The organism is Stenotrophomonas sp. TWI819 (genome assembly GCF_039673075.1).
In the GTDB taxonomy this organism is placed as follows: Bacteria; Pseudomonadota; Gammaproteobacteria; order Xanthomonadales; family Xanthomonadaceae; genus Stenotrophomonas; species Stenotrophomonas rhizophila_B.
Genome location: NZ_JBDJKY010000008.1, coordinates 56,110 through 81,383, shown reverse-complemented (window position 1 = coordinate 81,383; position 25,274 = coordinate 56,110). Strand labels below are relative to the sequence as shown.

Sequence of the window (25,274 nt, the reverse complement as noted above, 5' to 3'; positions counted from 1 at the left end):
ACGGATGAGGCGTCCATGACCGGAACAGGCGATTGCCGCCGCTCAACCCCGTTCTCGTGCGCCGTGCGTTCAATGAGGTGTCATCGGATCAGGAGCGTCACATGGGAATCGCACTGCGCAGTATCGGTCTGCTCGCGCTGCTGTGCTGGCAGCTGCCCAGCGCCCACGCACAGGCGCGGCGTTTCCCGCCGCCACGCCCGCCGATCCTGCAGGTCGCTGGCGCCGAGGTGCCGGTGCGGCTGACCGAGGCCCGTATCGACAGTCGTGTCATGGCGGGGCTGGGTGAGACCACGATCGAGTTGACCTTCCACAATCCCAACGCGCGGGTGCTGGAAGGGCAGCTGGCGTTCCCGCTGGCCGCGGGCCAACAGGTGGCCGGGTTCGCACTGGATATCGACGGTGAGCTGCGCGACGCGGTGCCGGTCCCCAAGGCGCAGGGCCGCGAGGTGTTCGAGGCGATCGAGCGCCGCCAGGTTGATCCGGGGCTGCTGGAACAGACCGCCGGCAATCAGTTCCGGCTGCGGCTCTATCCCATCCCGGCGCGTGGTGAGCGTCGCGTCCGTCTGGTGCTGCGCGACAGCCTGCCGACCGTTCCGCAGGGCCTGCAGTGGTCATTGCCCGGGTTCTTTGCAGGGCAAGCCGAGCAGGTAACGGTGAAGCTGGAGGCCAGTGGGACGGGCAAGCCGGTCGCCGTGGGCGCCAATCCACTGGGATTCACAGTGAAGACCGGCGCTTATGCGGCGCAGTGGCAGGGGCGGGGCGCGGATCTGCCTGCACAGCTGCAGTGGAGCCTTCCGCTCGCGCGCAGCACTGACGTGGTCACCGGTCAGCATGCGGGGCAGCGCTATCTGCTGGCCAGCGTGCCGGTGCGTGCGTCCACCGCGCCGCGTGTCCTGCCTCGGCGCATCGGCCTGCTCTGGGACGCGTCGGGCTCGGCAGGTTCACGCGACCGCGCGGCCGAACTGGCGGTGCTGGATCGCTACTTCAACGCCCTCGGCACCGGTCAGGTCCAGTTGACCGTGCTGCGTGACCGCAGCGAAACGCCGCAGCAGTTCCCGGTGACCCAGGGCGACTGGTCAGCACTGCGCGAGTACCTGCGGGCACTGCCCAACGATGGCGCCAGTGCGCTGGGTGACTGGACGCCGAACCCCGCCATCGGCGAGTACCTGCTGGTCAGCGATGGTCTGGCCAACTACGGCAGCCAGACCTTGCCCACCCTGTCGCCCGATCAACGCCTGTATGCGCTGAGCAGCGCCGGTGCGAAGACCGACACCCCGCGCCTGCGCGCCTGGACCGGCGCCCATCATGGGCAGCTGCTGCAGGTGAGCAGTGAGGCAGAGGTGCCGGGCGTGATGTCGCTGCTGCTCCAGCAGCCGGTCGACGTGGCCGATGTCGTGGCACGTGGCGTGGAGGACGTGAACGTGGATGCCTCCAGCGCCACACAGGGGTGGATCCGTGTCACCGGCCGCGTGCTGCGTCCCGATGCGACGGTGCTGCTGTCTCTGCGCGGGGGTGGCAGCGATCCGCGGCCGATTAGCCTCAACGTCGCGAACGCACGTGGGGTGGAAGGCGGAATGGTCGCCCACGCGTGGGCGAATGCCCGATTGGCCGCGCTCGCCGCTGACCCGGCCGGGGCGCAGGCCGCCAAGGCGCTGGCGCAGCAGTTCGGGATGGTGACGGCCGATACGTCGCTGCTGGTTCTTGAAACGTTGGACGACTACCTGCGTTACGGCATCCGGCCGCCGGCACCGCTGCGCGCCGCCTACGACCAGCGCCATGCGTTGACGGTGGCGGATGTGGCAAGCGAGCGGAAGCGCCGCCTGGATGGCATCGCCCGCCAGTTCGCCGAGCGCGAACAGTGGTGGAATACCCGCTGGCCCAAGGATGCGCCGCCGCGACCCAAGCCGGAATCCCGATCCGTCGCCGCGCCAGTCGCCATGGCGATGGCCGCGCCACCACCGGCACCTGCGGCGCAGATGGCGCTGGATAGGGTTGAGGTGACCGGATCGGCGGCCGCTGATCAGGCAGAGGCTACAACTGAGCGCCTCGCCAAATCGGCCCCCAAAGCCAACAGCGGTCAGATCACCCTGACCCTGGCGCCGTGGGCGCCGGATTCGGCCTACGCACGGCGCCTGCGCGACGCCACGCCCGCGCAGCTGTATCCGCTGTATCTGCAGGAGCGCGAACAGCACGCTGGCAGCAGCGCGTTCTATCTGGACGTGGCCGATCTGCTGCTGGCCAGCGGACAGCGTGACCTCGCACTGCGGGTGCTGTCCAACCTGGCCGAGATGGAACTGGAAAATCGCCACGTGCTGCGCGTGCTCGGCTATCGCCTGATGCAGGCCAAGGCACCGGCGCTGGCCGTGCCGGTATTCCGCCAGGTGTTGGTGATGGGCGAGGAGGAGCCGCAGAGTTTCCGTGATCTCGGCCTGGCGCTGGAAGCAGCCGGGGAGTACCAGGCGGCGGTGGCATCGCTGTATGAAGTGGTGGTGCGGCCGTGGGATGGCCGCTTCGTCGGCATCTCGCTGATCGCGCTGGATGAGCTGACCCGGTTGATTGCACGCGAGCGCGTCGACGCCTCGGCCATCGACCCGCGTCTGCGCCGTGCGATGCCGCTGGACCTGCGCGTGGTGCTGAGCTGGGACAGCGACAACAGCGACATGGACCTGTGGGTCACCGATCCCAACGGTGAGCGCGCCTACTATGGCAACCGACTGACCTACCAGGGCGGGCAGATGTCGCAGGACTTCACCGGCGGCTATGGACCGGAGCAGTTCTCGTTGCGTGATGCCAAGCCCGGCACCTACAAGATCGAAGCGAACTACTTCGGCAGCCGCGAGCAGCTGGTCACCGGCGCCACCACCTTGATGCTGCGCCTGAGCACCAAGTGGGGCAGCCGCGACCAGCGCGACCAGCAGGTCACGCTTCGGTTGAAGGACCAGGCGGAGACGGTGCTGGTCGGGGAGTTCGAGGTGAAGTGAGCGGCCAATACCCCGCCAAGGCGATGCCGCCGATGAAGATCGCCGCGTTGCCGATGGCGTTGAACACTACCTCCACCACCGCCGTGTCAGGCAGTGCCAGTGCAGTGGCAACCGCCTCCAGCACCGGGCTGATGATGAGATACAACCCGATCACGGCGAGCACCCGCCCGATCCGCTGCCACGGCGCGTGCGGATCCAGCGGCCAGGCGCGCCAGTGCAGGAAGGCAAAGACCAGCATCAGACCCAGGTAACGCCCCGCGCTGTCTGCCGGGACGAGGTCGCCGGTCAACGCCGCTGCCGTCACCCCAACGCCCAGCGTGGCAAGGAGCAGGTAACGCGTTCTATTGTGATGTGCGGGGGTGGGCAGGCACTGCCAGGCAAACCAGCCCAAGGCCATCCCGACCAGCCAGCCGCCCAGCACATCGGACAGGAAGTGCCGGCCCAGATACATGCGTGACAGCGCCATCAACAGCGGCCAGCCGATCAGCAGTGCGAGCCGCCAGCCGCGGCTGCGGATGCCGAAGCACAGCACCAGCGCCGTCATCGCCGCCGTGGCCACGCCCACATGACCACTGATGAACCCGTAGTCCGGATCCGGCTGCGCACGCAACGCTGCAATTGCTTCATCGGTCGGCAGCGACCAGAACGATCCGGCAGCGCCATCGGCCACCAGCGCATGGCCAGGGCGGCCCTTGTCCAGCACGTGGATGTCGACATCGCTGGGGCGGGGCAGGGCAGCACCCTGCTTGATCGCGTGCGTGGCTATCGACATCAGCAGCACCGCGAGCATCACGCCCAGCCCGGCACGCAGGCGTATCCCGAAGCCGCACACCACGATCAGCAGGACGTAGGCCCACTCGTAGCCCAGCGTGCTGACAAAGCGCATGAGCGGCAACATCCATGCTGCATCGAAGAACGACTGCAGCCACACATGCCAATGGGTCTGGAACATCCGTATTACTCAGTGCCGGGCCACCGCCCGCGTCACCGGCAACGATAGCGTCTGCCGGCGCAGTCCGAAAAGAGGGCGCAACCAGGCGACGCCGCGCCAAGTGACGAATGGCGGTCGCCAAGGGACGGGCGGGGCGCACTACCATGGCGTGATGAGTCAGGCTGACGACCCTTTGCAAATGGACGATTCAATGGTGAACGGACGTGCCGCGCGGTGGCGGCCGGGTGCGCGGATGCTGGTGTGGTCGGTGATCCTGCTGACCACCGCGGTGACCAATGCGGTGGTGGAAGTGATGGATGCGGCCCGCCGTGGCGAAGACCTGGGCCTGTGGCAGCCGATGATCTGGGAGCTGAGCAGCGTCGCGATGATCCTGCTGACCTTGCCGGTGCTTTGGTGGGGCTGCCAGCGTTGGCCGCTGCACGCCGATACCTGGAAGCGGCGGCTGCCGCTGTATCTGCTGGCCAGCGTGGCGTGGTCGCTGGTGCATGTCACCGGGATGATGGGGCTGCGCCATCTCGCGTATGCCGCGCTCGGCTACCACTACCAGGACGATGCCACCTGGCCGGTACGCCTGATGTACGAGTACCTCAAGGATGTGCGTGCGTTCTTCACCTTCGTGGCGATCGAGCACTTCTTCAGCTGGTTCGGGCGGCGCCGGCAGGGCGAGGCGCATCTGCTGGCCGCGCCGGACGATGCTCCGCCGGTGGACGCGGTGGAGCGCCCGGAGCGGTTCCTGGTGCGCAAGCTGGGCCGCGACTTCCTGGTCGCTACCGGTGATATCGAATATGCCCAGGCGGCCGGCAACTACGTCAATCTCCGGGTGCGCGGGCACGATTACCCGCTGCGCAGCACCATGGCGGCGCTGGAAGAACGATTGGATCCGGCGCTGTTCGTGCGTGCCCACCGCAGCTGGCTGGTGAACGTGCGGCACCTGGTCTCGATCGAGCCGCTGGACGGGGGCGAGGCCCTGCTGCACATGGACGATGGTGGGCGCGTGCCGTGCAGCCGCCGGCAGCTGCCCTCGTTCCGGCAGGCGCTGGCCGTGCAGGCACCGGCCTGACCCTGCCGGGCTGACCGGCACCCTGGCGGACCAGAGTGCCGGCAGGGAACTCAGCGCTTGCTGTCTTTCTTGATCATCGCGTCGATGCGCCCGGCGCGGGCTTCCGAGCCCGGGTGCGAGGACATCAGGCCGCCATCGCTGGACAGCTTGCGGAACATGCTGGCCAATGCGGCCGGGTTGTACTGGTGGCGCTTCATGAAGCGGTAGCCGTATTCGTCGGCCGCGCTTTCTTCCTTCTGCGAGAACTGCGCGTTGACGAAGCCTTCAGCCAGTTCGCCCAGTTGGCCCTGGGTCAGGGCGGCGACATTGGCATTGCCCGAGGCGGCCAGCGTGTCGCGACCGGCCGAGGCCAGCAGGGCGGTGCGCATCTTGGTCTTGGAATGGCCAAGTTTGACGTGGCCGATCTCGTGGCCGATCACGCCGCGCACCTCATCGTCCGAGGCCATGTCCATCAGTCCGGAGTACACGCGCACGCAGCCGTTGGCCATGGCCCAGGCGTTGACGTCTTCGGTCAGGTAGACCTTGAAGCTCAGGCTCATCCCGTCTTCATTGGCCAGGCCCTGGGTGATCTTGGCCAGACGCTGGGCATACGGATTGTTGGCGGGGGCGACCTTGTTCTGCTGGTCCATGTAGACGCAGGCTTCGTCGGCGGCCTTGGCCACGTCCTGGTCGGACAGGGTGAGCGCCTGGCCGGCCTTCAGGCCGGTGCTGGTCAGCTGCTTGAGGTCGAGCGCCGAAGCGGTGGTGGAAGCGGTCAGGCAGGCCAGAGCCAGCAACAGGGCGGAGGATGACGTCCTCATCGGGGTGGTGCTCCATATCGTGCGTTGGGGGACGCCGCGGGCTGGGGGCCGCGCGGCGGGGCCGAAGTCTACCGCCTGGCCGGCCGCCCGTGTTCAGTGATGTCGTTTTCCCGGCCGGGAGAAGGCGCCTCCCGTCCCGGCCGCCGCCGGAAAGCCCCGGATAGGCTATGATGGACAGTCTTTTCGCACGCATTAATCGCCGACATGATCGAGCTCAATCCTGTCCGCCAGCGCATCACCGATCTCACCGATCGCGTGCTCTCGCTCAGGGGGTATCTTTGACTACGACGCCAAGAAAGAGCGTCTGGAAGAAGTAACCCGGGAACTGGAAAATCCTGATATCTGGAACAACGCCGAGTACGCCCAGAACCTTGGCCGCGAACGCGCCAATCTGGAGAAGACCGTCGGCGGCATCGCCACGATCCTCGACGGCCTGACCGAGTCGGGCGAACTGCTGGAACTGGCCGAAAGCGAACAGGACGAAGAAACCGCCCTGGCCGTGGTCAGCGATCTGGACAAGTACCAGAAGCACGTCGAACAGCTGGAATTCCAGCGCATGTTCTCCGGGCAGATGGATACCGCGGCGGCCTTCGTCGACATCCAGGCCGGTGCCGGCGGTACTGAAGCCCAGGACTGGGCCGAAATCCTGCTGCGCATGTACCTGCGCTGGTGCGAATCGCGTGGCTGGAAGACCGAGCTGATGGAAGTCTCCGGCGGCGATGTCGCAGGCATCAAGTCGGCCACGCTGCGTGTGGAAGGCGATTACGCCTATGGCTGGCTGAAGACCGAAACCGGCGTGCACCGCTTGGTGCGCAAGTCGCCGTTCGATTCGGACAACCGCCGCCACACCAGCTTCACCTCGGTGTTCGTGTCGCCGGAAGTCGACGACAACATCGAGATCGACATCAATCCGGCCGACCTGCGTACCGATGTGTACCGCTCCTCCGGCGCGGGTGGTCAGCACGTCAACAAGACCGAATCGGCGGTGCGTATCACGCACATCCCGACCAACACGGTCGTGGCCTGCCAGACCGGCCGCAGCCAGCACCAGAACCGCGACAACGCGATGAAGATGCTGGCCGCCAAGCTCTACGAGCTGGAAATCCAGAAGCGCAACGCCGAGCGCGACGCGGTGGAAGCCACCAAGTCCGACATCGGCTGGGGCAGCCAGATCCGCAACTACGTGCTCGACCAGAGCCGTATCAAGGACCTGCGCACCGGCATCGAACGCTCCGATACGCAGAAGGTGCTGGATGGCGACCTCGACGAGTTCGTCGAAGCCAGCCTGAAGTCCGGCCTGGCCGTGGGTGCCAAACGCACCGACGCCTGACCGTCGGGGCCGCCACGCGCGGCCCCGATCCGTTGTGCCCGGGCCACGCCCGGTTTCGCATTCCGCCCCGACCATCGGCATGATGGCGGGGACCGTACCTCCCCCCGACATACATAGACCCACGCCATGAACGATCAGACCGCCGCGCCGCAGCCCCCCGTCGACGAGAACAGCCTCATCGCCGAGCGCCGCGCGAAACTGACCGCCCTGCGCGGGCAGGGCATCGCCTACCCGAACGATTTCCGCCGGGAGCACTTCGCCGGCACCCTGCAGGCCGAGTTCGCCGACGCCGAACAGTGGACCGCCGAAGCGCTGGAAGCCAGTGACCGCCAGGTCAAGATGGCCGGCCGCCTGATGGCCAAGCGCGTGATGGGCAAGGCCAGCTTCGCCCAGATCCAGGACGAGTCCGGCCGCATCCAGCTGTTCCTGCAGGGCAGCACCCTGGGTGACGCCTACACCGCCTTCAAGGGCTGGGACGTGGGTGACATCATCGCCGTGGAGGGTGGGCTGGCCCGTACCAAGACCGGTGAGCTGTCGGTCAAGGCCACCAGCATCCGCCTGCTGACCAAGTCGCTGCGCCCGTTGCCGGACAAGTGGCACGGCCTGGCCGACGTGGAGCAGCGCTACCGCCAGCGCTATGTCGACCTGATCGTGACCCCGGAGTCGCGTGAGGTGTTCATCAAGCGCTCGCGGATCATCCGCGCCATGCGCGCCTGGCTGGACAACCGCGACTTCCTGGAAGTCGAAACGCCGATGATGCATTACATCCCCGGCGGCGCCACGGCCAAGCCGTTCACCACCCACCACAACGCGCTGGACCTGGACCTGTACCTGCGCGTGGCCCCGGAGCTGTACCTCAAGCGCCTGGTCGTGGGTGGGCTGGAGCGCGTGTACGAGATCAACCGCAACTTCCGCAATGAAGGCGTCAGCACCCGCCACAACCCGGAATTCACCATGATGGAGCTGTACGAGGCCTATGCCACGTACACCGAAGTGATGGACCTGACCGAAGGCGTGATCCGTGACGTGGCCAGCAAGGTGCTGGGCACCACCACGGTGGAATGGGACGGCGCCACGATCGATCTGGCCCCGGCCTTCCGCCGTTGGCGCATGGACGAGGCGGTGCGTCACCACAACCCGGAGATCAGTGCGGCCGACTGCACCGATCGCGATGCGCTGGTGGCCCACTGCGAGCGCCTGAAGATCCGCCTCAAGCCGTCCTACGGCTGGGGCAAGCTGCTGCTGGAGATCTTTGAAGCCACGGTCGAACACACCTTGATCCAGCCGACCTTCATTACCGACCACCCGGTGGAAGTCTCGCCGCTGGCCCGTGCCAACGATGACCAGCCGGGCTATACCGACCGCTTCGAGCTGTTCATCAACGGCAAGGAGCTGGCCAACGGCTTCTCCGAGCTGAATGACCCGGAAGACCAGGCGGCCCGTTTCCAGGCCCAGGTCACGGCGAAGGAGGGCGGTGATGACGAGGCCATGCATTACGACGCCGACTACATCCGCGCGCTGGAGTACGGCATGGCGCCGACCGGCGGCCTGGGTATCGGTATCGACCGGCTGGTGATGCTGCTCACCGGCAGCAGCTCGATCCGTGACGTGTTGCTGTTCCCGTATATGCGTCCCGAAAACTGAGACGTACGTCCGGGCGTGCTTGGGGCACGTCCGGATGGGGGTTCCGCTCCCGTGGCCGCGCGAGTATGGTTTCTGCGTGGCCTTAGCTAGTGTTGCTATGGCGTGATGGCCACGGACCATGACGGGTTGCAGGAGGTGCCTACACCGGCATCACACTGTGACGACGATCATGAACTGGGGTGTTCATGACGGGAGGCGGACCCATGCAAGGTGCCAGTGTCCAGAGCGGCGGAGTATCCTCTCCGCAGCATGTTCCAGTGTGGTCAAGGAAGAAGGCAGAAGCAGCCTTGAATATTGTCATCGTTGACGATCAGACGTCCGCGCGTACCATGCTGCGCCATGTCATCGAGGACATCGCGCCGGAATTGTCCGTGCACGACTTCGGCGATCCACTGACGGCGCTCGCGTGGTGCGAGTCGCATGCCGTGGATCTGCTGTTGCTCGATTACCGCATGCCGGAGATGGATGGGCTGGAGTTCGCCCGCCGTTTCCGTCGCCTGCCCAAGCACCGTGACATCCCGGTGATCCTGATTACCGTGGTCGGCGACGAGCCGATCCGCCAGGCCGCGCTGGAAGCCGGCGTGATCGATTTCCTGGTCAAGCCGATCCGCCCGCGCGAACTGCGCGCGCGCTGCTACAACCTGTTGCAGCTGCGCCAGCAGTCGGAGAACGTCAAGCAACGCGCGCTGTCGCTGGAGCAGCGGCTGCTGGCCAGCATGCACGAGGTGGAAGAGCGCGAGCGCGAGACGCTTTCGCGCCTGGCGCGTGCGATCGAGTTCCGTGATGCCGGCACCAGCGCCTACCTGGAGCGCATGGCGCACGTGGCGGGGCTGATCGCCGAGCAGCTCGGGCTGCCGGAGGAAGAGGTCAAGCTGATCGAGATGGCCGCGCCCCTGCACGACATGGGCAAGATCGCCATTCCCGATGCCGTGCTGCTCAAGCAGGGCAAGTTGAGCGATGAGGAGCAGGCGATCATGCGCCGGCACCCGCGCATCGGCTATGAACTGCTGAGCGGCAGCCAGAACCGTTTCATCCAGGTCGGCGCGCTGATCGCGCTGCGCCACCACGAGCGCTACGACGGCAGCGGCTACCCGGATGGGCTGATCGGTGACGCCATTCCGCTGGAGGCGCGTATCGTCGCTGTGGCCGACGTGTTCGATGCCCTGATCTCACCGCGTCCGTACAAGGAAGCATGGACCATGGAAGCCACGCTGGCTTATCTGTACGCCCAGCGTGGACGGTTGTTCGATCCGCGCTGCGTCGATGCCCTGATGCGCGGCCGTCTCCAGCTTGAGGACATCTGCGCACAGCACTCCACTGCGTCATCCCGCCCGGGGATGTGATATGCGCCGTCTGTACCCGCGCCTGAAGCAACGTCTGGCGCAACGTCCGGATTCCGAACATGGCCAGGCGATCGTCCGGATCGCGCTGATCACGGTGATCCTGCTGTACGTCCTCATGCCCGGCCCGCGCCATGACCTGCCGCCGGCGCAGTACCACGGCGTGCTGGCGATCGTATTGACCGGGCTGACCCTGTCGCTGGGTCTGTTTGGTTGGCTGCTGTGGCGGCCGGGGCGCTCGGACCCGCGGCGCGTGGCCGGCATGCTCGCCGACTACGGTTTGATCGCGGCCGGCATGGTGCAGATGGGCGAGCCGCTGGCCTGGGTCTACATCGTGGTGATGTGGGTGACCGTCGGCAACGGCATGCGGTTCGGCAACAACTATCTCTACGTGGCCGTGGCGATGGCCATGGTGAGTTTCGGCAGTACCGCGCTACTGACGCCGTACTGGGGGCAGAACGCACGCCTGGCGTTCGGTCTGTGGCTGGGCCTGGCCGCGGTGCCACTGTATTTCTCCACGCTGCTGCGCCAGCTGACCCGGACCATGGCCGAGGCACGCCGCGCCAACGAAGCCAAGAGCCGCTTCCTGGCCAACATGAGCCACGAGTTCCGCACGCCGCTCAACGGCCTGTCCGGCATGACCGAAGTGTTGGCCACCACCAAGCTGGATGAAGAGCAGCGCGAGTGCGTCAACACCATCCAGGCCTCGTCACGCAGCCTGTTGGCGCTGGTGGAGGAGGTGCTGGACATCTCGGCCATCGAAGCCGGCAAGCTGCGCGTCAACGCCGAGGATTTCGCGCTGGCCGATGTGATCCAGGCCATCGGCCTGATCCTGCTGCCACAGGCGAAGGGCAAGCGGCTGGACTACCGGGTCAAGGTAGCCGAGACCGTACCGCCGCTGCTGCGCGGTGACGTCGGGCACCTGCGCCAGGTCCTGCTCAACCTGGCCGGCAACGCGGTCAAGTTCACCGACCATGGTCGGGTCGAAATCCGGGTGAGCGTGCTCAACGCCGAATCCAACGGCGGCGTGCGGCTGCGCTTCGATATCCTGGACACCGGCATCGGCGTCGCCCCTGAAATGCGCCCGCGTCTGTTCGAGGCGTTCGAGCAGGCCGATGTCAGCATGGCCCGTCGCCACGAAGGCACCGGCCTAGGCACGACCATCGCCAAGGGACTGGTCGAGGCCATGGGTGGAGAGATCGGCTACGAGGACCATCCACCGCAGGGCAGCCATTTCTGGTTCGAGGTGCCGTTCGCGCCGCCACGTGTGCCGCTGGGCACGGTCACCCCGGCGCTGGTGGGCGATGGGCTGCCGGACAGCAATGGCAACGTGATCGCCTTTGCCGATCCGTTCCTGCGTCATCGTGCCCGCGTGCGCAGCATGCACATTCTGGTGGCCGACGATCATGAGGCCAACCGCATGGTGCTGCAGCGGCTGCTGCAGAAGGCCGGCCACAAGGTGTTGTGCGTCAATGGCGGCGAAGCGGTGCTCGATGCGATGGCCGAGAGCGACTTCGATGCAGCCATTGTCGACCTGCACATGCCCGGCATGAGCGGCCTGGACATGCTCAAGGAACTGCGGGTGATGCAGGCTGGCGGTGGGCCACGCACGCCGGTGCTGGTCCTCAGCGCCGACGTGACGCCCGAAGCGATCCAGCGCTGCACCCAGGCCGGTGCGCACACCTTCCTGGCCAAGCCGGTGGTCGCGGTGCGGCTGCTGGACGTGCTGGCCGACATCGCCTCCAATGGCCAGCTCAAAGCCAGCGCACCGATCGTCCGTACCGCCACCGCCCTGGATGGCGTGCTCGATCCGGGCGTGCTGGACGAGCTCGCCTCGCTGGGCATGGGCGATGGTTTCGAGCGCGAGTTCATCCGCCAATGTCTGGCCGATGCCGAGCAGTGCATCGGTGTCGCGCTGGCCGATGGCGAGCGCGGCGACTGGGTGCACTTCCGAGAACAGGCACATGCGATCAAGGGCGTGGCCAGCAACCTGGGCCTGGTCCGCGTGGCGAACCGTGCGGGCGATCTGATGCGCATGGCTGACTGGCAGCTCAAGAGCGAGTGGCGTCAGCGCATGACCCTGCTCCAGACCGGCATCAAGGAAGGTCGCCAGGCACTGGATGCACGTGCCCAGCGCAAGGCGCAGGGGCAGGCCGACGACGGCGGCGACATGCGCTGAGGGGGGGCATAAAAAAAGCCCGGCGGCAGCCGGGCTTGAACAACACAGGGGAGGGGAGGACTCAGGCGACGTCGAGGGTGGCGCGGCGGGTCTGGGCCTTGATCAGGCGGTCCATGGTGCGCAGCGACTTGTCGCCCAGCGCGAGGGCGGAGTCCACCCAGACCTTGGTGATCTCCAGCAGTTCGTCATAGCGCACGGCCTGGGCCAGGTTGCGCGCGGCATTCATCGCCAGGTACGAGTGCGGAATGCGCTGATGCTGGCGGATCAGATCCTCGACCGCCTTGACGCCGTGGCCCTTGGGCACCAGCACGTCGACCACGCCCATCGCATACATCTCTTCGGAGGAATACACGCGGCCGTCCAGGATGATCTTCTCGGCCAGCTGTGGGGCCACACGCTTGCACAGGAACGAGTAGGCGCCCATGCCCGGGAACAGGCCGAACAGTACTTCCGGCAGGCCCATGCCGCAGCCTTCCTCGGCCACGATGGTGTGGCAGGCCAGCGCCATTTCCAGGCCACCGCCGAGCGCGTCACCCTGGATCAGCGCGATCGAGCGCACGTCACCACCGAAGCCGGTGTGCAGGTGATGCACACCTTCCACGCAGCGCTGCGCGTAGGTCAGCAGCCGGTCGCGGTTGCCCTCGCGGATCAGCCGGGTGAACAGGTCCAGATCGCCGCCGAGGTTGTAGGCGGTCGCATCGGAGGCCAGCACGAAGTGGCGCAGCTTGCCGCTGTTGCGTTCGGCCGGGGTGCGGGTGATGGCGCTCATGAAATTCCACATCTCATCGAGCATGTCCTTCCGGCAGCACGGGCGGATGCCGCTGGCGGCATCGGCATGCATGTACAGCCAATGGGCATCGTCGTTGCCGGTGGTCGCGGTGCGGATGGTGGCGTAGCGATGATTGACGGGCAGCTTTTCAATGGTGCTCATGGCGATTTCCTCGGAGGCTGGCCCGCTGGGAGGACGGTGGGCGGCGGGCCTGACGGGTCCACACGCCGCGATCCTACACCCCCGGCATCTCACGCAATGCAAAAGGCCCCCGCCGTTGCCGGCAGGGGCCCTGTGAAGATGCAGCCGTTGGGGAACCGTTACGGCGCGGGCGTATCGCGCAGTTCGCGGCGCAGGATCTTGCCGACGTTGGTCTTCGGCAGCTCCTTGCGGAACTCCACGATGCGCGGGTGCTTGTAGCCGGTCAGGTTGGCACGCGCGTGTTCCTTGACCATCTCGGCGGTGAGGTTGGGGTCCTTCTTGACGATGACCACCTTGACCACTTCGCCGGACTTCTCGTCGGGCACGCCGACCGCAGCGACTTCGAGCACGCCGGGCATCATCGCGATGACGTCTTCAACCTCGTTGGGATACACGTTGAAGCCGGACACCAGGATCATGTCCTTCTTGCGGTCCACGATGTAGAAGAAGCCCTGCTCATCCATCCGCGCCATGTCGCCGGTGTGCAGCCAGCCTTCGGCATCGACCGCCGCGGCGGTGTCTTCCGGGCGCTGCCAGTAGCCCTTCATCACCTGCGGGCCCTTGATGCACAGCTCGCCGACGTCGCCGGCGGGCAGGGTCTGACCGTTGTCATCCTTGACGCAGGCGTCGGTGGACGGAATCGGCAGGCCGATCGCGCCGTTGTACTCGGCCAGGCTGAGCGGATTGATGCAGGCCGCGGGCGAGGTCTCGGTCAGGCCATAAGCCTCGACCAGGGTCACGCCGGTGACCTTCTTCCAGCGCTCGGCGACGGCGCGCTGCACCGCCATGCCGCCACCCAGGGTGACCTTCAGCGAGGAGAAGTCGATCTCGTCGAAGCCGGGGGTGTTGAGCAGGCCGTTGAACAGCGTGTTGACGCCGGTGATCGCGGTGAAGCGGGTCGCCTTGAGCTCCTTGACGAAGCCCTTCATGTCGCGCGGATTGGTGATCAGATAGTTGCAGCCACCGAACTTCATGAAGACCAGGCCGTTCGCCGTCAACGCGAAGATGTGGTAAAGCGGCAGGGCGGTGATGATCACCTCCTTGCCCATCTCGATCCCCGAGGCGGAGATCCAGGCCGAAGCCTGCTGCATGTTGGCGACCAGGTTGCGGTTGGTCAGCATCGCGCCCTTGGCCACGCCGGTAGTGCCGCCGGTGTACTGCAGGAAGGCGACATCGTCGTGATCGATCTCGACCTTGGGCAGGGTGTGGCGGCTGCCCAGCTTGAGTGCCTGGTTGAAGCGGATCGCGCCGCGCAGGCTGTAGTTGGGCACCATCTTCTTGATGTACTTCAGCACGAAGTTCACCACGATGCCCTTGGCGCCGAGCATGTCGCCCAGGCCGGTGGTCACCACCTGCTTGATCGGGGTATCGGCGATGACCTGCTGCACGGTGTCGCAGAAGTTGTCGACCACCACCAGCACGGCCGCGCCGGAATCCACCAGCTGGTGCTTGAGCTCGCGGGCGGTGTACAGCGGGTTGACGTTGACTACGGTCAGGCCGGCACGCAGCACGCCGAAGGTCGCGATCGGGTACTGCAGGCAGTTGGGCATCATCAGGGCGACGCGGTCGCCCTTCTTGAGCTGCAGCTCACCGAGCAGGTAGGCGGCGAACTGTTCGACCAGTGCGTCCGTTTCCCCGTAGGTCAGAACCTTGCCGAAACTGGAGTAGGCGGGGCGGTCGCGGAACTTGGCCACCGAGGTGTCGAAGACGGCCGAGACCGAATGGAACTCGTTGACGTCGATCTCGGCGGGTACGCCTTTGGGATAACTCTGCAGCCAGGGTCGTTCCAGACTCATATTCCCCCTCCAGGAAACGTGGATGATGTAACGCGATGACGGAGAGTATCCGTCGTTTCATGCCTCGGCAGCATACCGTCCCGAATGGAAAACGCGAAGAGCCCGTGAAGAAAGGCCGCCATGCGGGTCGGGGCAGTGTGCCAGCCGACGGCAAATGACGTTTGCAACTGCACGGGATGGCTCATTGAGGTGGCTCACCGGTGCGGGCGTCGTGGCATTGAAGCGCCGCTTCCAGCACAGGGACGGCCCAATCCGGCGTCTGCCGAAGGTGTGCGGCGTCATCGGCGGCCGGCCATGTCAGCCGCCCTCCGTCCATCTGCAGCACAAGCAGCGGATCCGCAACCGGTTCTCCATGCCCGGTCTCTGCACTGTTGTCGTACACCTGCAGCTGCGCCAGCGACGGCAGCAGGCCGATCAGGTTCTGCAGGGCCACCGGGTAACGGCGGCGAATGTCATCGTCGCTGATGGCGTGGCCACCGGCCGCGACGCGTGCGCGCACCCGTGCGATGTGCTGCTCGGGGGAGCCCAAGCCGCAGTACCAGATCAGCACATCGTGCGTGGCGCAGGCCTCGGCCAGGGTGGCGGCGATCGATTGCCCGCCCAGGGTTGTTTCGAAAGCGTGGTTTCGCCGTTGGGCGATCGCGGCCTGCAATCGGGAGAAGCCTTCCTGCCACGCCTGACCATTGGCCTCGCGCTGGCTCATACCCAGTTCGTGGCACAGCTGCCGGGCCCAATCGTCCGGATTGAACCAGTCCAGCCCGGCCTGGCGGAGCAGGTGACCCCCGATGGAACTCTTGCCTGCGCCGTTGACCCCTGCCAGGACGAACAGGAAGGGTCGCGCCGCCATCAGTACCCGCTGCCTGCGGCTACCTTGCCCTTGAGCCTTGCCGGCTTGCGCAGCAGCGCGCGCGCCTTGTTGCCCGCCGCGGCAATGTCCAGCACGGCAAGGCGATCATCGAAGCGCTGGCGCAGGTCCTGAAGGGCTGGGGTCCGTTCGCGCAGAGAGGCCAGATCGCGCTGCAGCGATACCATCTCGGCCTGCATGGCCTGGTACTGCTCGGCGGAGAGGATGACGGCCTGGGGCTCGTTGTGATTGGTCACCAGCACGGCCTGTTGTTCGCGGACGTCCTGCATGACCTTTCGCCAGTGCTCCTTCACCGTCGAAGCGGTGGTACGGGTCAGCTCGGTGATCGGGTCGAACTTGAGCGCGTGCAGCATGGCGGTGGCTCCGTGGCGGATGGGTCAAGCATACCTCAGCTTGGATAAATTGTACTAAATATGAGATTTATGAAAGCGATACAAATTATGAATGTGATGGCCGTCTAGGAGTTCGTCAGTAGGTGTTGAGAGGCGGTGCTCGGTTCGGCACTGTTTGAGAACACAATCCAAGCGGAGCGCGAAAATGTTGAGGCGACTGATCGAAAAGTGGCGCGGGCGCAAGGTTTATAAGTCGTATGGTGAGAAGCCCACGTGGCTGCTCATCCTCCTGTTGACTGCATCTGCGCCCTGCGCGCTCTTCTACGGCGACGTGCTAAAGCAAGCGTGGCCGGCGTACAAGAGCGCAGTGGATACGGTGCATTTTGTTGACTGGGGCGTAAGTGCCTGGCTGCTCACAACGCTGCTGGTGTGGTTGGCCGTGGCGACTTTCCATTTCGGACAGGTGACTTTGCGCTGTACTACGGTGCTCCGTGAACGCCTGTACCCCTGATTGTTTTGGTTACACGGCCAAAACTAATACGGCAGCCCTCGACATGGCTGCCGTAGTTGCACTGTCGGCGCGGTAGCGCTAGTCGGAAGTGAAACTGAGCGTGTCGCGGATCCGGCCGAGTTGCTATCCCCCCCTGAGGTTTCAGGGGGGCTTCCACGCCATGATTGCGTTGCTCAGCTTTTTATCGCTTCCCCGCCAGCTGGCGCAGCACGTACTGCAGCAGGCCGCCGTGCTTGAAGTACTCCACTTCCTTCGGGGTCAGCAGCATCACATGCGCCTCGAAGGTCTTCTTGGTACCATCGGCCTTGGTGGCGGTGAGGGTGGCCGACTTGCTGGCGCCATCCTCCAGGCCGGTGATGTCCACCACTTCCGAGCCGTCCAGGCCCAGGCTCTGCGCGTTCTCGCCGTTCTTGAACTGCAGCGGCAGCACGCCCATGCCGACCAGGTTGGAGCGATGGATACGCTCGAAGCTCTCGGCGATCACCGCCTTGACGCCCAGCAGGTTGGTGCCCTTGGCCGCCCAGTCGCGCGAGGAGCCCGTGCCGTATTCCTTGCCGGCGAACACCACCAGCGGGACGCCCTCGGCCTTGTACTTGACGGCCGCATCATAGATCGCCAGCTTCTGCGGCTCGCCGCCGTCCTTCGGGAAGTACAGCGTGTTGCCGCCTTCTTCGCCGCCGAACATCAGGTTCTTGATCCGGATGTTGGCGAAGGTGCCGCGCACCATGACGTCATCGTTGCCGCGGCGGCTGCCGTAGCTGTTGAAGTCGGCCGGTTGCACGCCACGCTCCTGCAGGAAGCGGCCTGCCGGGGAATCCTTCTTGATGTTGCCGGCCGGGGAGATGTGATCGGTGGTGATCGAGTCGCCGAACAGGCCCATCACCCGTGCGCCGTGCACGTCGTCGATGTGGCCGACGTCCATCGTCATGCCCTCGAAGTAGGGCGGGTTCTTGATGTAGGTCGAGCTGCCATCCCACTCGTACAGATCGCCATCGGGCGACTTGATGGTGTTCCAGCGGGTGTCGCCCTTGAACACGTCGGCATAGTTCTTCTTGAACATCTCCGGCCCGATGGTCGCGGCGATCACGTCGCCGATTTCCTTGTTGCTCGGCCAGATATCGCGCAGGTACACCGGTTGGCCATCGCTGCCCGTGCCCAGCGGCTCGGTGGTCAGGTCAATGTCGGTGGTGCCGGCGATGGCGTAGGCGACGACCAGCGGCGGGCTGGCCAGGTAGTTCATTTTGACTTCCGGGTGCACACGGCCTTCGAAGTTGCGGTTGCCCGACAACACCGAGGCCACCACCAGGTCACCGGCGGCGATGCCGGCACTGACTTCGGTGGGCAGGGGGCCGGAGTTGCCGATGCAGGTGGTGCAGCCATAGCCGACCACATAGAACCCGACCTTCTCCAGCTCGGTGAGCACACCGGCTTTTTCCAGGTAATCGGTGACGACGCGCGAGCCCGGGCCGAGCGAGGTCTTGACCCACGGCTTGCGGTCCAGGCCCTTGGCTGCGGCGTTGCGGGCGAGCAGGCCGGCACCGATCATCACCGCCGGATTGGAGGTGTTGGTGCACGAGGTGATCGCGGCGATCACCACCGCGCCATCCTTCAGACGGAATTTCTGGCCATCCAGCTCGACATCGCTGTAGCCCTTGGCCAGCTGTTCGTTGCCGACCGCCGCGCCGCCACCTTCGTTGACGAACGTGGAGACGTCATCGTTGCGCTTGTCGCGATTGGTGGTCAGGCCGACCAGGTTCTCGCGGTAGTTCTGCTTGACGTCTTCCAGCAGCACGCGGTCCTGCGGGCGCTTGGGACCCGCCAGCGACGGCTTGACCTCGCCCATGTCCAGTTCCAGAGTGGCGCTGTAGCTGGCGTGCGCGGTGTTGGCGTCGTGCCACAGGCCCTGGGCCTTGGCATAGGCTTCCACCAGCGCGATCTGTTCCTCGCTGCGGCCGGACAGGCGCAGGTAGGTCAGCGATTCCTCATCGATCGGGAAGATGCCGCAGGTCGCGCCGTACTCCGGTGCCATGTTGCCGATCGTGGCACGGTCGGCCAGCGGCAGATGCTGCAGCCCTTCGCCGAAGAACTCCACGAACTTGCCGACCACGCCGTGCTTGCGCAGCATCTGGGTGACGGTCAGCACCAGATCGGTGGCGGTGGCGCCTTCGGGCATGCGGCCGGTCAGCTTGAAGCCGACCACCTGCGGGATCAGCATCGACGACGGCTGGCCGAGCATGGCCGCTTCAGCTTCGATACCGCCGACGCCCCAGCCCAGCACGCCGATGCCATTGATCATGGTGGTGTGGCTGTCGGTCCCGAACACGGTGTCCGGGTACGCCACCGCCTTGCCGTCCTTGTCCGCAGTCATGACGACGCGGGCCAGGTTTTCCAGATTCACCTGGTGGACGATGCCGGTGTTGGGCGGCACTACCTTGAAGTTGTCGAAGGCCTTCTGGCCCCAGCGCAGGAAGCCATAGCGTTCCTGGTTGCGCTGGAATTCGATCTTGCCGTTGAGGTCCAGCGCGTCGGGCGTGCCGAATACATCGACCTGCACCGAGTGATCGATCACCAGCTCGGAGGGGATCTGCGGATTGATCTGCTCCGGGCGTCCGCCGAGCTTGACCACCGCATCGCGCATCGCGGCCAGATCGACCACGCACGGCACGCCGGTGAAATCCTGCAGCACCACGCGGGCGGGCATGAAGGCAATCTCGATGTCCGGCTCGGCCTTGGGGTCCCACTGGGCTACGGCCTGGATGTGGTCCTTGCCGACGGTCACGCCGCCATCCTCGTGCCGGAGCAGATTCTCCAGCAGGATCTTCATCGAGTAGGGCAGATGGGAAATGTCGAACGTCTGTCCGAGCTTGGGCAGGCTGAAGTAGTCGTAGGTGGTGCCGCCGACGTCCAGCTGGCTGCGGGTGGAGAACGAATCGCTCATTGCAGAAACTCCTCTTGCGGATGGCTTGCAAGGGCTGCGCCGGAACGCGCCTGCTTGCGGCTGCCGTCGGGCTCGCTGCGCCCGCCGATGCGTCGCAGTATGCGACAGCGGCAGGGGCGTGCCAGCCCTTGGGCTCAGTACGGAAGGTTACACAGGCATGTGTAGTGCCGATGTCATTGCCCGGCGCCCCAATGCAGACGGGGCGCCATGAGCGCCCCGTCGGGAAGTGGCTGGTGCGCGGCCGCTTACTTGCCGTTGGCGGCGTCGATCAGCGGATTGCCGGTCTTGCCCACGGCATTGGTCTTGGACTTGGCCGACAACACGCCGGTCTTGCCGAACTCGAACACGGTGGCTTCCTGGACGTTCTTGCCGAACGACTTGATCTTGACGAAGTCGTAGTACCAGACCTGCGTGTCGCCGAGCTGTTCGCGGCGGCTGGGGGCACCGAAGGCGCCGCGGACATCGTCCTGGGTGGTTTTGCCCACTTCGGCGGCATCCAGCTGCTGTTGGGTGATCTCGGTGCCGGTGGTGTAGGCGCCAAACGGGTTGGCATGCGCCGGCGGGGCCACGAGGGCCAGCGGGGCAGCAATCAGCAGGGCAAAGGCGAGGGTGGTGGCGCGCATCGTGGGATGTCCTTGTCTATCGATGGGTGTGTGGGTCGCCAGGGTGGCGGGAAGCGTCCAGGTCCCGGCGGCAGCGGTGGCTACCCGATCAGTCTAGCCTTGTTGCGCGTCCCGGGAGGCCCGCAAGGCAGGCGGCGCCTGGATTTGCCCCTGAATGCCAAAGTACGTACAATTCATACATACTTTTTGAGGCGTACCCCATGGAAGCCACCGTTGCAGAGCGCGGACAGATCACCCTGCCCAAGGCCGTGCGTGATGCGTTGGGGCTGACCAAGGGCACCCAGCTCACCGTCGAACTGGAAGGCGGCCGCATCATCCTGCGCAAGAGCGTGGACGATGCGATCTCACGCGCCCGCGGCAAATTCGCGCTGGACGGCTTCGAGTCGTCCGAGGCCGCGGTGAAGGCCGTCCGTGACGAAGACTGAGCCTGCGATGATCGCCGTCGATTCGCCGGTGCTGATCGAACTGCTCAGCAACGGCCCGCAGGCTGACGCCGTGGAGGCCTGCCTGCGCCAGAACCTGGTCGGCGGCCGCGTGGTGGTCTGCGGGGCGACCCTGGCCGAACTGTGCGCCTCGCTGCGCGGCGGTGCCGAAGTGCTCGAGGCACTGGAGGAAATGGGCGTCCATTTCAACGCGCTGGAAGCCAAATCGGCCCTGCGTGCAGGCGAGATGCAGCGCCGTCACCGGCAGCGCGGCGAAGGCCGCCGCAGCCTGGGCGACTTCATGGTCGGTTCGCACGCACTGCTGCAGTGCGACGGCCTGATCACCTGGAACGACAAATTTTACCGCGACTACTTCAAGGGCCTGAAGCTGATCGTGCCGCACGCCTGAGCCCATACTTTTAAACCGCATTCTTTCAAAGAATCACCCGGGAGTTGTCATGTTGGAAGCCTACCGCCACCACGTAGCCGAGCGCGCCGCGCTTGGCATCCCGCCGCTGCCGCTGAGCGCCCAGCAGACGGCCGACGTCATCGAACTGCTGAAGAATCCGCCCGCCGGCGAAGCCGAGTTCCTGCTGGAACTGCTGACCCACCGCGTGCCGGCCGGCGTCGATGACGCTGCCAAGGTCAAGGCCTCGTACCTGGCCGCGATCGCCCTGGGCAGCGAGGTCAATCCGCTGATCACGCGCGAGCGCGCCACCGAACTGCTGGGCACCATGCTCGGCGGTTACAACGTCGCGCCGCTGGTCCAGCTGCTGGACGACAGCGCCGTGGGTGCCATCGCCGCCAATGCGCTGAAGAACACCCTGCTGGTGTTCGATGCCTTCCACGACGTGCAGGAAAAGGCCAAGGCCGGCAATGCCAACGCCCAGGGCGTGCTGCAGAGCTGGGCCGATGCCGAGTGGTTCACGAGCCGTCCGCAGGTTCCGGAAAGCCTGACCATCACCGTGCTCAAGGTGACCGGCGAAACCAACACCGACGACCTGTCGCCGGCCCCGGATGCCACCACCCGCCCGGACATCCCGCTGCACGCCCTGGCGATGCTGAAGAACAAGCGTGATGGCATCGAGCCGGAAGAAGATGGCAAGCGCGGCCCGGTCAAGTTCCTGGAATCGCTGAAGGACAAGGGCCACCTGGTTGCCTATGTGGGTGACGTGGTCGGTACCGGTTCCAGCCGCAAGTCGGCCACCAACTCGGTGCTGTGGTTCACCGGCGAAGATATTCCCTTCATCCCGAACAAGCGCTTCGGCGGCGTGTGCCTGGGTTCGAAGATCGCCCCGATCTTCTACAACACGATGGAAGACGCCGGCGCGCTGCCGATCGAACTCGACGTGTCGCAGATGAACATGGGTGATGTGATCGAGCTGCGCCCGTACGACGGCAAGGCCCTGAAGGACGGCGCCGTCATCGCCGAGTTCAAGGTCAAGTCCGACGTACTGTTCGACGAAGTGCGCGCCGGTGGCCGCATTCCGCTGATCATCGGCCGCGGCCTGACCGCCAAGGCGCGTGAAGCGCTGGGCCTGGCCCCGACCGATCTGTTCCGCCTGCCGATGGACCCGCCGGATACCGGCAAGGGCTTCTCGCTGGCGCAGAAGATGGTCGGCCGCGCCTGTGGCCTGCCGGAAGGCCAGGGCATGCGCCCGGGCACCTACTGCGAACCGAAGATGACCTCGGTGGGCTCGCAGGACACCACCGGCCCGATGACCCGTGACGAGCTGAAGGATCTGGCCTGCCTGGGCTTCTCGGCTGACCTGGTGATGCAGTCGTTCTGCCACACCGCGGCGTACCCGAAGCCGGTGGACGTCAAGACCCACCACACGCTGCCGGAGTTCATCTCCACCCGTGGCGGCATCTCGCTGCGCCCGGGCGACGGCGTCATCCACAGCTGGCTCAACCGCATGCTGCTGCCCGACACCGTCGGCACCGGCGGCGACTCGCACACCCGTTTCCCGGTGGGCATTTCGTTCCCGGCCGGCTCGGGCCTGGTGGCCTTCGCTGCGGCCACCGGCGTGATGCCGCTGGACATGCCCGAATCGGTGCTGGTCCGCTTCAAGGGCAAGATGCAGCCGGGCGTGACCCTGCGTGACCTGGTCAACGCGATCCCGCTGTACGCGATCAAGTCCGGTCTGCTGACCGTGGCCAAGGCCGGCAAGAAGAACATCTTCTCCGGCCGCATCCTGGAAATCGAAGGTCTGCCGGAGCTGAAGGTCGAGCAGGCGTTCGAACTGTCCGATGCCTCGGCCGAACGTTCGGCCGCCGGTTGCTCGGTGCACCTGAACAAGGAGCCGATCATCGAGTACCTCACCAGCAACATCACGCTGCTGAAGTGGATGATCGCCGAGGGTTACCAGGACGCCCGTTCGCTGGCGCGCCGCATCGAGAAGATGGAAGCCTGGCTGGCCAACCCGGAGCTGCTGGCCCCGGATGCCGACGCCGAATATGCCGCCGTCATCGAGATCGATCTGGCCGACATCCACGAGCCGATCGTGGCCTGCCCGAACGATCCGGATGACGTCAAGACGCTGTCCGACGTGGCCGGTGCGGCGATCGACGAAGTGTTCATCGGTTCGTGCATGACCAACATCGGTCACTTCCGTGCGGCCGCCAAGCTGCTGGAAGGCAAGCGCGACATCCCGACCAAGCTGTGGGTGGCCCCGCCGACCAAGATGGATGCTTCGGAGCTGACCAAGGAAGGCCATTACGGCACCTTCGGCACCGCCGGCGCACGCATGGAAATGCCGGGCTGCTCGCTGTGCATGGGCAACCAGGCGCAGGTGCGTGAGGGCGCGACGGTGTTCTCGACCTCGACCCGCAACTTCCCGAACCGTCTGGGCCGCAATTCCAACGTGTACCTGGGTTCGGCCGAACTGGCCGCGATCTGCTCGCGTCTGGGTCGCATCCCGACCAAGGAAGAGTACATGGCCGACATCGGCGTGCTGGATGCCAGCAGCAAGGACATCTACCGCTACATGAACTTCGACCAGATCGAGGACTACCAGGACGTGGCCGGTACGGTTGCTGCCTGATCCAGCGCCGGGCGCTGCCCGGCCTTGGTAGCCATCGACCGTTGGTTGATGGATGAGATACGAAAACACCCGGCGCGAGCCGGGTGTTTTTGTTACGGGAGAACCTGGGTGGCGGAGAGGTCAGCCTGTGGCGGCGCGCCGCTGCTACCGGTCTCGTCGCCTGACGCGCTCTGCTGTTCGTCCGCCGACTTGCTGCAGGTCTGCGGTGCAGGGCGCACCTGCTGTGGCGACAGGCTGCCGTCGGCCTTCACCTGGCGGATGTGCAGGCGACACATGCTTTCGGCCACATCCATCTCGACCTCGTAGTCCTGACCTGGCCTGGGCACGAACTGTGCCGACAGCGTGCCCGCGCAGTGATAGTTGGCACTGTTTTCAATGCGGGCGTCGACAATGAGCGGTTTGCCGCCCGCCACCTCGTATTCTTCGTAGTTGGGCATGGAAAACAGCACGCTCTTCATGTTGCGCACCGTATTGGTCTCGGGGATGCCGATCACGATGTTCTTCGGGGCGCCGCCGAACAGGCCACCGATGGCCCGCGCGTTGGACCGCTTGACCTCGATCTTGCCGCGATAGTCAGTGCTGCAGGTCGCCTCGGTATACACGGTGATGCCGCGTCCCGAGGCGCCGAAGATACGTACTCGTGCCGGCGGGACTACGCCGCCCGCATAGTCACTCAGGTCTTCGGTCGCAAGCGGGCGCGGGTAGAACGTGGGCATCTTTCTGGCCAGCTGGCCCACACAGTTCAGCGCAATCTCCGAGGAGGCAAGCTTGACCATGGCGTAGTCGTTGGCCTGCCATTGGTCCAGTGTGGCGGTGCGGTCGCTGTTGCTGCAGGTGGTCGCCCCGTCCAACGTTCCATCGGCCCGTCGCTGTTCGACCGAGGTACGGTGGTTGAGCCGGTATACCGGATTGTCGCGGCGATTGCCTTGGTGGACCAGCGCCCACTGGCCGACCAGGAACCGCAACGTGCTGCCTTCTGAGGGCAAGGCATCGGGAGCATGGCGAAAGTAGCTGGCCACCATTGCGTTGGCCATTGCGGGCATCAGCGTGATGCCCGGGCTCGGTTGGCTGTCGATGGTGCTACCGGGCAGCTTGTCGCGCAGGTAGTACTTGGGTCGGTTGTCGCCGAACACCTTTCCCAGGCCGGTCTGGTTGAGACTCTTGCTGTCCTCTGGCGTGACGATGCGCAGGACAAGGTCGGTCTGGCCGCGCCATAACGAGGTGGTGTCCGGGGCGCTATCGATCCGCACCCGGTCGGCCCAGTTGGCAGGATTCTCCGGGAGGGTGGCCGCGCCGGCATTGTCGTTTGCGGGGGCCGCATTCGCGGCTGCCGAGGCGAGCAGAAGAGGGGCCAACAGGCGCCTGCTTGTGGGGGAAAGGCGTACTGCCATGATCTAACTCCTTGAAGGGCAAAAACAGAAACGCCGGCCATTCCTGGACCGGCGATGTTCATTGTGACGGACAAGAATGCAGGCGTGCGGCTACGC

General features: G+C 65.6%; 19 protein-coding genes. 10 read left to right on the top strand and 9 right to left on the bottom strand.

All coding sequences use genetic code 11. The features are described from left to right. The first annotated feature begins 101 nt into the window (after nucleotides 1-101). Nucleotides 102-2,981: a VIT domain-containing protein gene (locus ABE463_RS12430; protein WP_346468377.1), complete on the top strand. Its 2,880-nt coding sequence runs from the start codon at nucleotides 102-104 to the stop codon at nucleotides 2,979-2,981. On the opposite strand, the gene ABE463_RS12425 is transcribed toward ABE463_RS12430, so the two are convergent. Beyond that, the gene (locus tag ABE463_RS12425) at nucleotides 2,920-3,933 is read right to left on the bottom strand and encodes a phosphatase PAP2 family protein (protein WP_346468376.1); all 1,014 of its coding nucleotides are present in this window, start codon (nucleotides 3,931-3,933) and stop codon (nucleotides 2,920-2,922) included. The two genes, ABE463_RS12430 and ABE463_RS12425, sit on opposite strands and share 62 nt — an antisense overlap. 190 nt (nucleotides 3,934-4,123) lie before the next feature. On the opposite strand from ABE463_RS12425, the gene ABE463_RS12420 reads away from it, so the two are divergent. Next, entirely contained in the window at nucleotides 4,124-4,993 is an 870-nt protein-coding gene (locus ABE463_RS12420) for a LytTR family DNA-binding domain-containing protein (protein ID WP_346468448.1), read from the top strand. A gap of 50 nt (nucleotides 4,994-5,043) precedes the next feature. Here ABE463_RS12420 and ABE463_RS12415 read toward each other — a convergent pair whose 3' ends face one another. Continuing rightward, entirely contained in the window at nucleotides 5,044-5,793 is a 750-nt protein-coding gene (locus ABE463_RS12415; protein WP_346468375.1) for a M48 family metallopeptidase, read from the bottom strand. Nucleotides 5,794-5,997: 204 nt separating this feature from the next. On the opposite strand from ABE463_RS12415, the gene prfB reads away from it, so the two are divergent. The 4 genes from prfB (at nucleotide 5,998) to ABE463_RS12395 (ending at nucleotide 12,286) form a co-directional block, all read left to right on the top strand. Further along, a protein-coding gene (gene prfB, locus ABE463_RS12410) for a peptide chain release factor 2 (RefSeq protein ID WP_123729159.1) occupies nucleotides 5,998-7,123 on the top strand; the annotation gives its coding sequence in 2 pieces (ribosomal slippage) (nucleotides 5,998-6,072 and nucleotides 6,074-7,123; 1,125 coding nt in all). A 126-nt stretch (nucleotides 7,124-7,249) separates the two neighbouring features. After that, nucleotides 7,250-8,767, top strand: a complete 1,518-nt coding sequence (gene lysS, locus ABE463_RS12405) for a lysine--tRNA ligase (protein WP_346468374.1) — start codon at nucleotides 7,250-7,252, stop codon at nucleotides 8,765-8,767. Nucleotides 8,768-8,970: 203 nt separating this feature from the next. Beyond that, a complete protein-coding gene (locus tag ABE463_RS12400; protein ID WP_346468373.1) occupies nucleotides 8,971-10,110 on the top strand; it encodes a two-component system response regulator in 1,140 nt (379 codons plus the stop codon). A gap of 1 nt (nucleotide 10,111) precedes the next feature. After that, nucleotides 10,112-12,286: an ATP-binding protein gene (locus tag ABE463_RS12395; RefSeq protein WP_346468372.1), complete on the top strand. Its 2,175-nt coding sequence runs from the start codon at nucleotides 10,112-10,114 to the stop codon at nucleotides 12,284-12,286. Between the two features lie 61 nt (nucleotides 12,287-12,347). On the opposite strand, the gene ABE463_RS12390 is transcribed toward ABE463_RS12395, so the two are convergent. From ABE463_RS12390 to ABE463_RS12375, 4 genes are all read right to left on the bottom strand, one after another. Further along, on the bottom strand, nucleotides 12,348-13,217 hold the full coding sequence (locus ABE463_RS12390) for a crotonase/enoyl-CoA hydratase family protein (RefSeq protein ID WP_346468371.1): 870 nt from the start codon (nucleotides 13,215-13,217) through the stop codon (nucleotides 12,348-12,350). A gap of 158 nt (nucleotides 13,218-13,375) precedes the next feature. Beyond that, nucleotides 13,376-15,052 (bottom strand): long-chain fatty acid--CoA ligase, encoded by a 1,677-nt coding sequence (locus ABE463_RS12385; RefSeq protein ID WP_259260961.1) that lies wholly within the window; start codon nucleotides 15,050-15,052, stop codon nucleotides 13,376-13,378. 181 nt (nucleotides 15,053-15,233) lie between these two features. Then, nucleotides 15,234-15,899, bottom strand: coding sequence for an AAA family ATPase (locus ABE463_RS12380; protein ID WP_346468370.1), 666 nt, complete (start codon nucleotides 15,897-15,899; stop codon nucleotides 15,234-15,236). After that, nucleotides 15,899-16,270, bottom strand: a complete 372-nt coding sequence (locus tag ABE463_RS12375; RefSeq protein WP_346468369.1) for a type II toxin-antitoxin system prevent-host-death family antitoxin — start codon at nucleotides 16,268-16,270, stop codon at nucleotides 15,899-15,901. The genes ABE463_RS12380 and ABE463_RS12375 overlap by 1 nt, the downstream gene beginning before the upstream one ends. Nucleotides 16,271-16,454: 184 nt before the next feature. Between ABE463_RS12375 and ABE463_RS12370 the strand changes: the two genes are divergently transcribed. After that, nucleotides 16,455-16,760: a hypothetical protein gene (locus tag ABE463_RS12370; protein WP_346468368.1), complete on the top strand. Its 306-nt coding sequence runs from the start codon at nucleotides 16,455-16,457 to the stop codon at nucleotides 16,758-16,760. A 181-nt stretch (nucleotides 16,761-16,941) separates the two neighbouring features. Here the strand turns inward: ABE463_RS12370 and acnA are convergent, their stop codons facing one another. Both acnA and bamE read right to left on the bottom strand, forming a co-directional pair. Next, nucleotides 16,942-19,698, bottom strand: coding sequence for an aconitate hydratase AcnA (gene acnA, locus ABE463_RS12365; protein WP_346468367.1), 2,757 nt, complete (start codon nucleotides 19,696-19,698; stop codon nucleotides 16,942-16,944). Nucleotides 19,699-19,943: 245 nt separating this feature from the next. Next, nucleotides 19,944-20,321, bottom strand: a complete 378-nt coding sequence (bamE, locus tag ABE463_RS12360) for an outer membrane protein assembly factor BamE (RefSeq protein ID WP_346468366.1) — start codon at nucleotides 20,319-20,321, stop codon at nucleotides 19,944-19,946. Between the two features lie 200 nt (nucleotides 20,322-20,521). Here bamE and ABE463_RS12355 point away from each other — a divergent pair, with 200 nt between their 5' ends. The 3 genes from ABE463_RS12355 to acnB are packed head-to-tail and all read left to right on the top strand — an operon-like array spanning nucleotide 20,522 to nucleotide 23,787. After that, nucleotides 20,522-20,746, top strand: a complete 225-nt coding sequence (locus ABE463_RS12355; protein WP_123729167.1) for an AbrB/MazE/SpoVT family DNA-binding domain-containing protein — start codon at nucleotides 20,522-20,524, stop codon at nucleotides 20,744-20,746. 7 nt (nucleotides 20,747-20,753) lie between these two features. Next, nucleotides 20,754-21,152 carry a type II toxin-antitoxin system VapC family toxin gene (locus tag ABE463_RS12350; protein WP_346468447.1) on the top strand — a complete coding sequence of 133 codons (399 nt, stop codon included), beginning with the start codon at nucleotides 20,754-20,756 and terminating at the stop codon, nucleotides 21,150-21,152. A gap of 49 nt (nucleotides 21,153-21,201) precedes the next feature. After that, entirely contained in the window at nucleotides 21,202-23,787 is a 2,586-nt protein-coding gene (acnB, locus tag ABE463_RS12345; protein WP_346468365.1) for a bifunctional aconitate hydratase 2/2-methylisocitrate dehydratase, read from the top strand. 92 nt (nucleotides 23,788-23,879) lie between these two features. Here the strand turns inward: acnB and ABE463_RS12340 are convergent, their stop codons facing one another. Beyond that, complete coding sequence (locus ABE463_RS12340; RefSeq protein ID WP_346468364.1) at nucleotides 23,880-25,178, bottom strand: hypothetical protein; 1,299 nt, start codon at nucleotides 25,176-25,178, stop codon at nucleotides 23,880-23,882. Nucleotides 25,179-25,274: the final 96 nt, after the last annotated feature.

Bases quoted from the DNA above. Each gene is read 5' to 3' on its own strand.
- ABE463_RS12430 (WP_346468377.1), top strand. From the start codon at position 102: ATGGGAATCGCACTGCGCAGTATCGGTCTGCTCGCGCTGCTGTGCTGG.
- ABE463_RS12425 (WP_346468376.1), bottom strand. From the start codon at position 3,933: ATGTTCCAGACCCATTGGCATGTGTGGCTGCAGTCGTTCTTCGATGCA.
- ABE463_RS12420 (WP_346468448.1), top strand. From the start codon at position 4,124: ATGGTGAACGGACGTGCCGCGCGGTGGCGGCCGGGTGCGCGGATGCTG.
- ABE463_RS12415 (WP_346468375.1), bottom strand. From the start codon at position 5,793: ATGAGGACGTCATCCTCCGCCCTGTTGCTGGCTCTGGCCTGCCTGACC.
- lysS (WP_346468374.1), top strand. From the start codon at position 7,250: ATGAACGATCAGACCGCCGCGCCGCAGCCCCCCGTCGACGAGAACAGC.
- ABE463_RS12400 (WP_346468373.1), top strand. From the start codon at position 8,971: ATGCAAGGTGCCAGTGTCCAGAGCGGCGGAGTATCCTCTCCGCAGCAT.
- ABE463_RS12395 (WP_346468372.1), top strand. From the start codon at position 10,112: ATGCGCCGTCTGTACCCGCGCCTGAAGCAACGTCTGGCGCAACGTCCG.
- ABE463_RS12390 (WP_346468371.1), bottom strand. From the start codon at position 13,217: ATGAGCACCATTGAAAAGCTGCCCGTCAATCATCGCTACGCCACCATC.
- ABE463_RS12385 (WP_259260961.1), bottom strand. From the start codon at position 15,052: ATGAGTCTGGAACGACCCTGGCTGCAGAGTTATCCCAAAGGCGTACCC.
- ABE463_RS12380 (WP_346468370.1), bottom strand. From the start codon at position 15,899: ATGGCGGCGCGACCCTTCCTGTTCGTCCTGGCAGGGGTCAACGGCGCA.
- ABE463_RS12375 (WP_346468369.1), bottom strand. From the start codon at position 16,270: ATGCTGCACGCGCTCAAGTTCGACCCGATCACCGAGCTGACCCGTACC.
- ABE463_RS12370 (WP_346468368.1), top strand. From the start codon at position 16,455: ATGTTGAGGCGACTGATCGAAAAGTGGCGCGGGCGCAAGGTTTATAAG.
- acnA (WP_346468367.1), bottom strand. From the start codon at position 19,698: ATGAGCGATTCGTTCTCCACCCGCAGCCAGCTGGACGTCGGCGGCACC.
- bamE (WP_346468366.1), bottom strand. From the start codon at position 20,321: ATGCGCGCCACCACCCTCGCCTTTGCCCTGCTGATTGCTGCCCCGCTG.
- ABE463_RS12355 (WP_123729167.1), top strand. From the start codon at position 20,522: ATGGAAGCCACCGTTGCAGAGCGCGGACAGATCACCCTGCCCAAGGCC.
- ABE463_RS12350 (WP_346468447.1), top strand. From the start codon at position 20,754: ATGATCGCCGTCGATTCGCCGGTGCTGATCGAACTGCTCAGCAACGGC.
- acnB (WP_346468365.1), top strand. From the start codon at position 21,202: ATGTTGGAAGCCTACCGCCACCACGTAGCCGAGCGCGCCGCGCTTGGC.
- ABE463_RS12340 (WP_346468364.1), bottom strand. From the start codon at position 25,178: ATGGCAGTACGCCTTTCCCCCACAAGCAGGCGCCTGTTGGCCCCTCTT.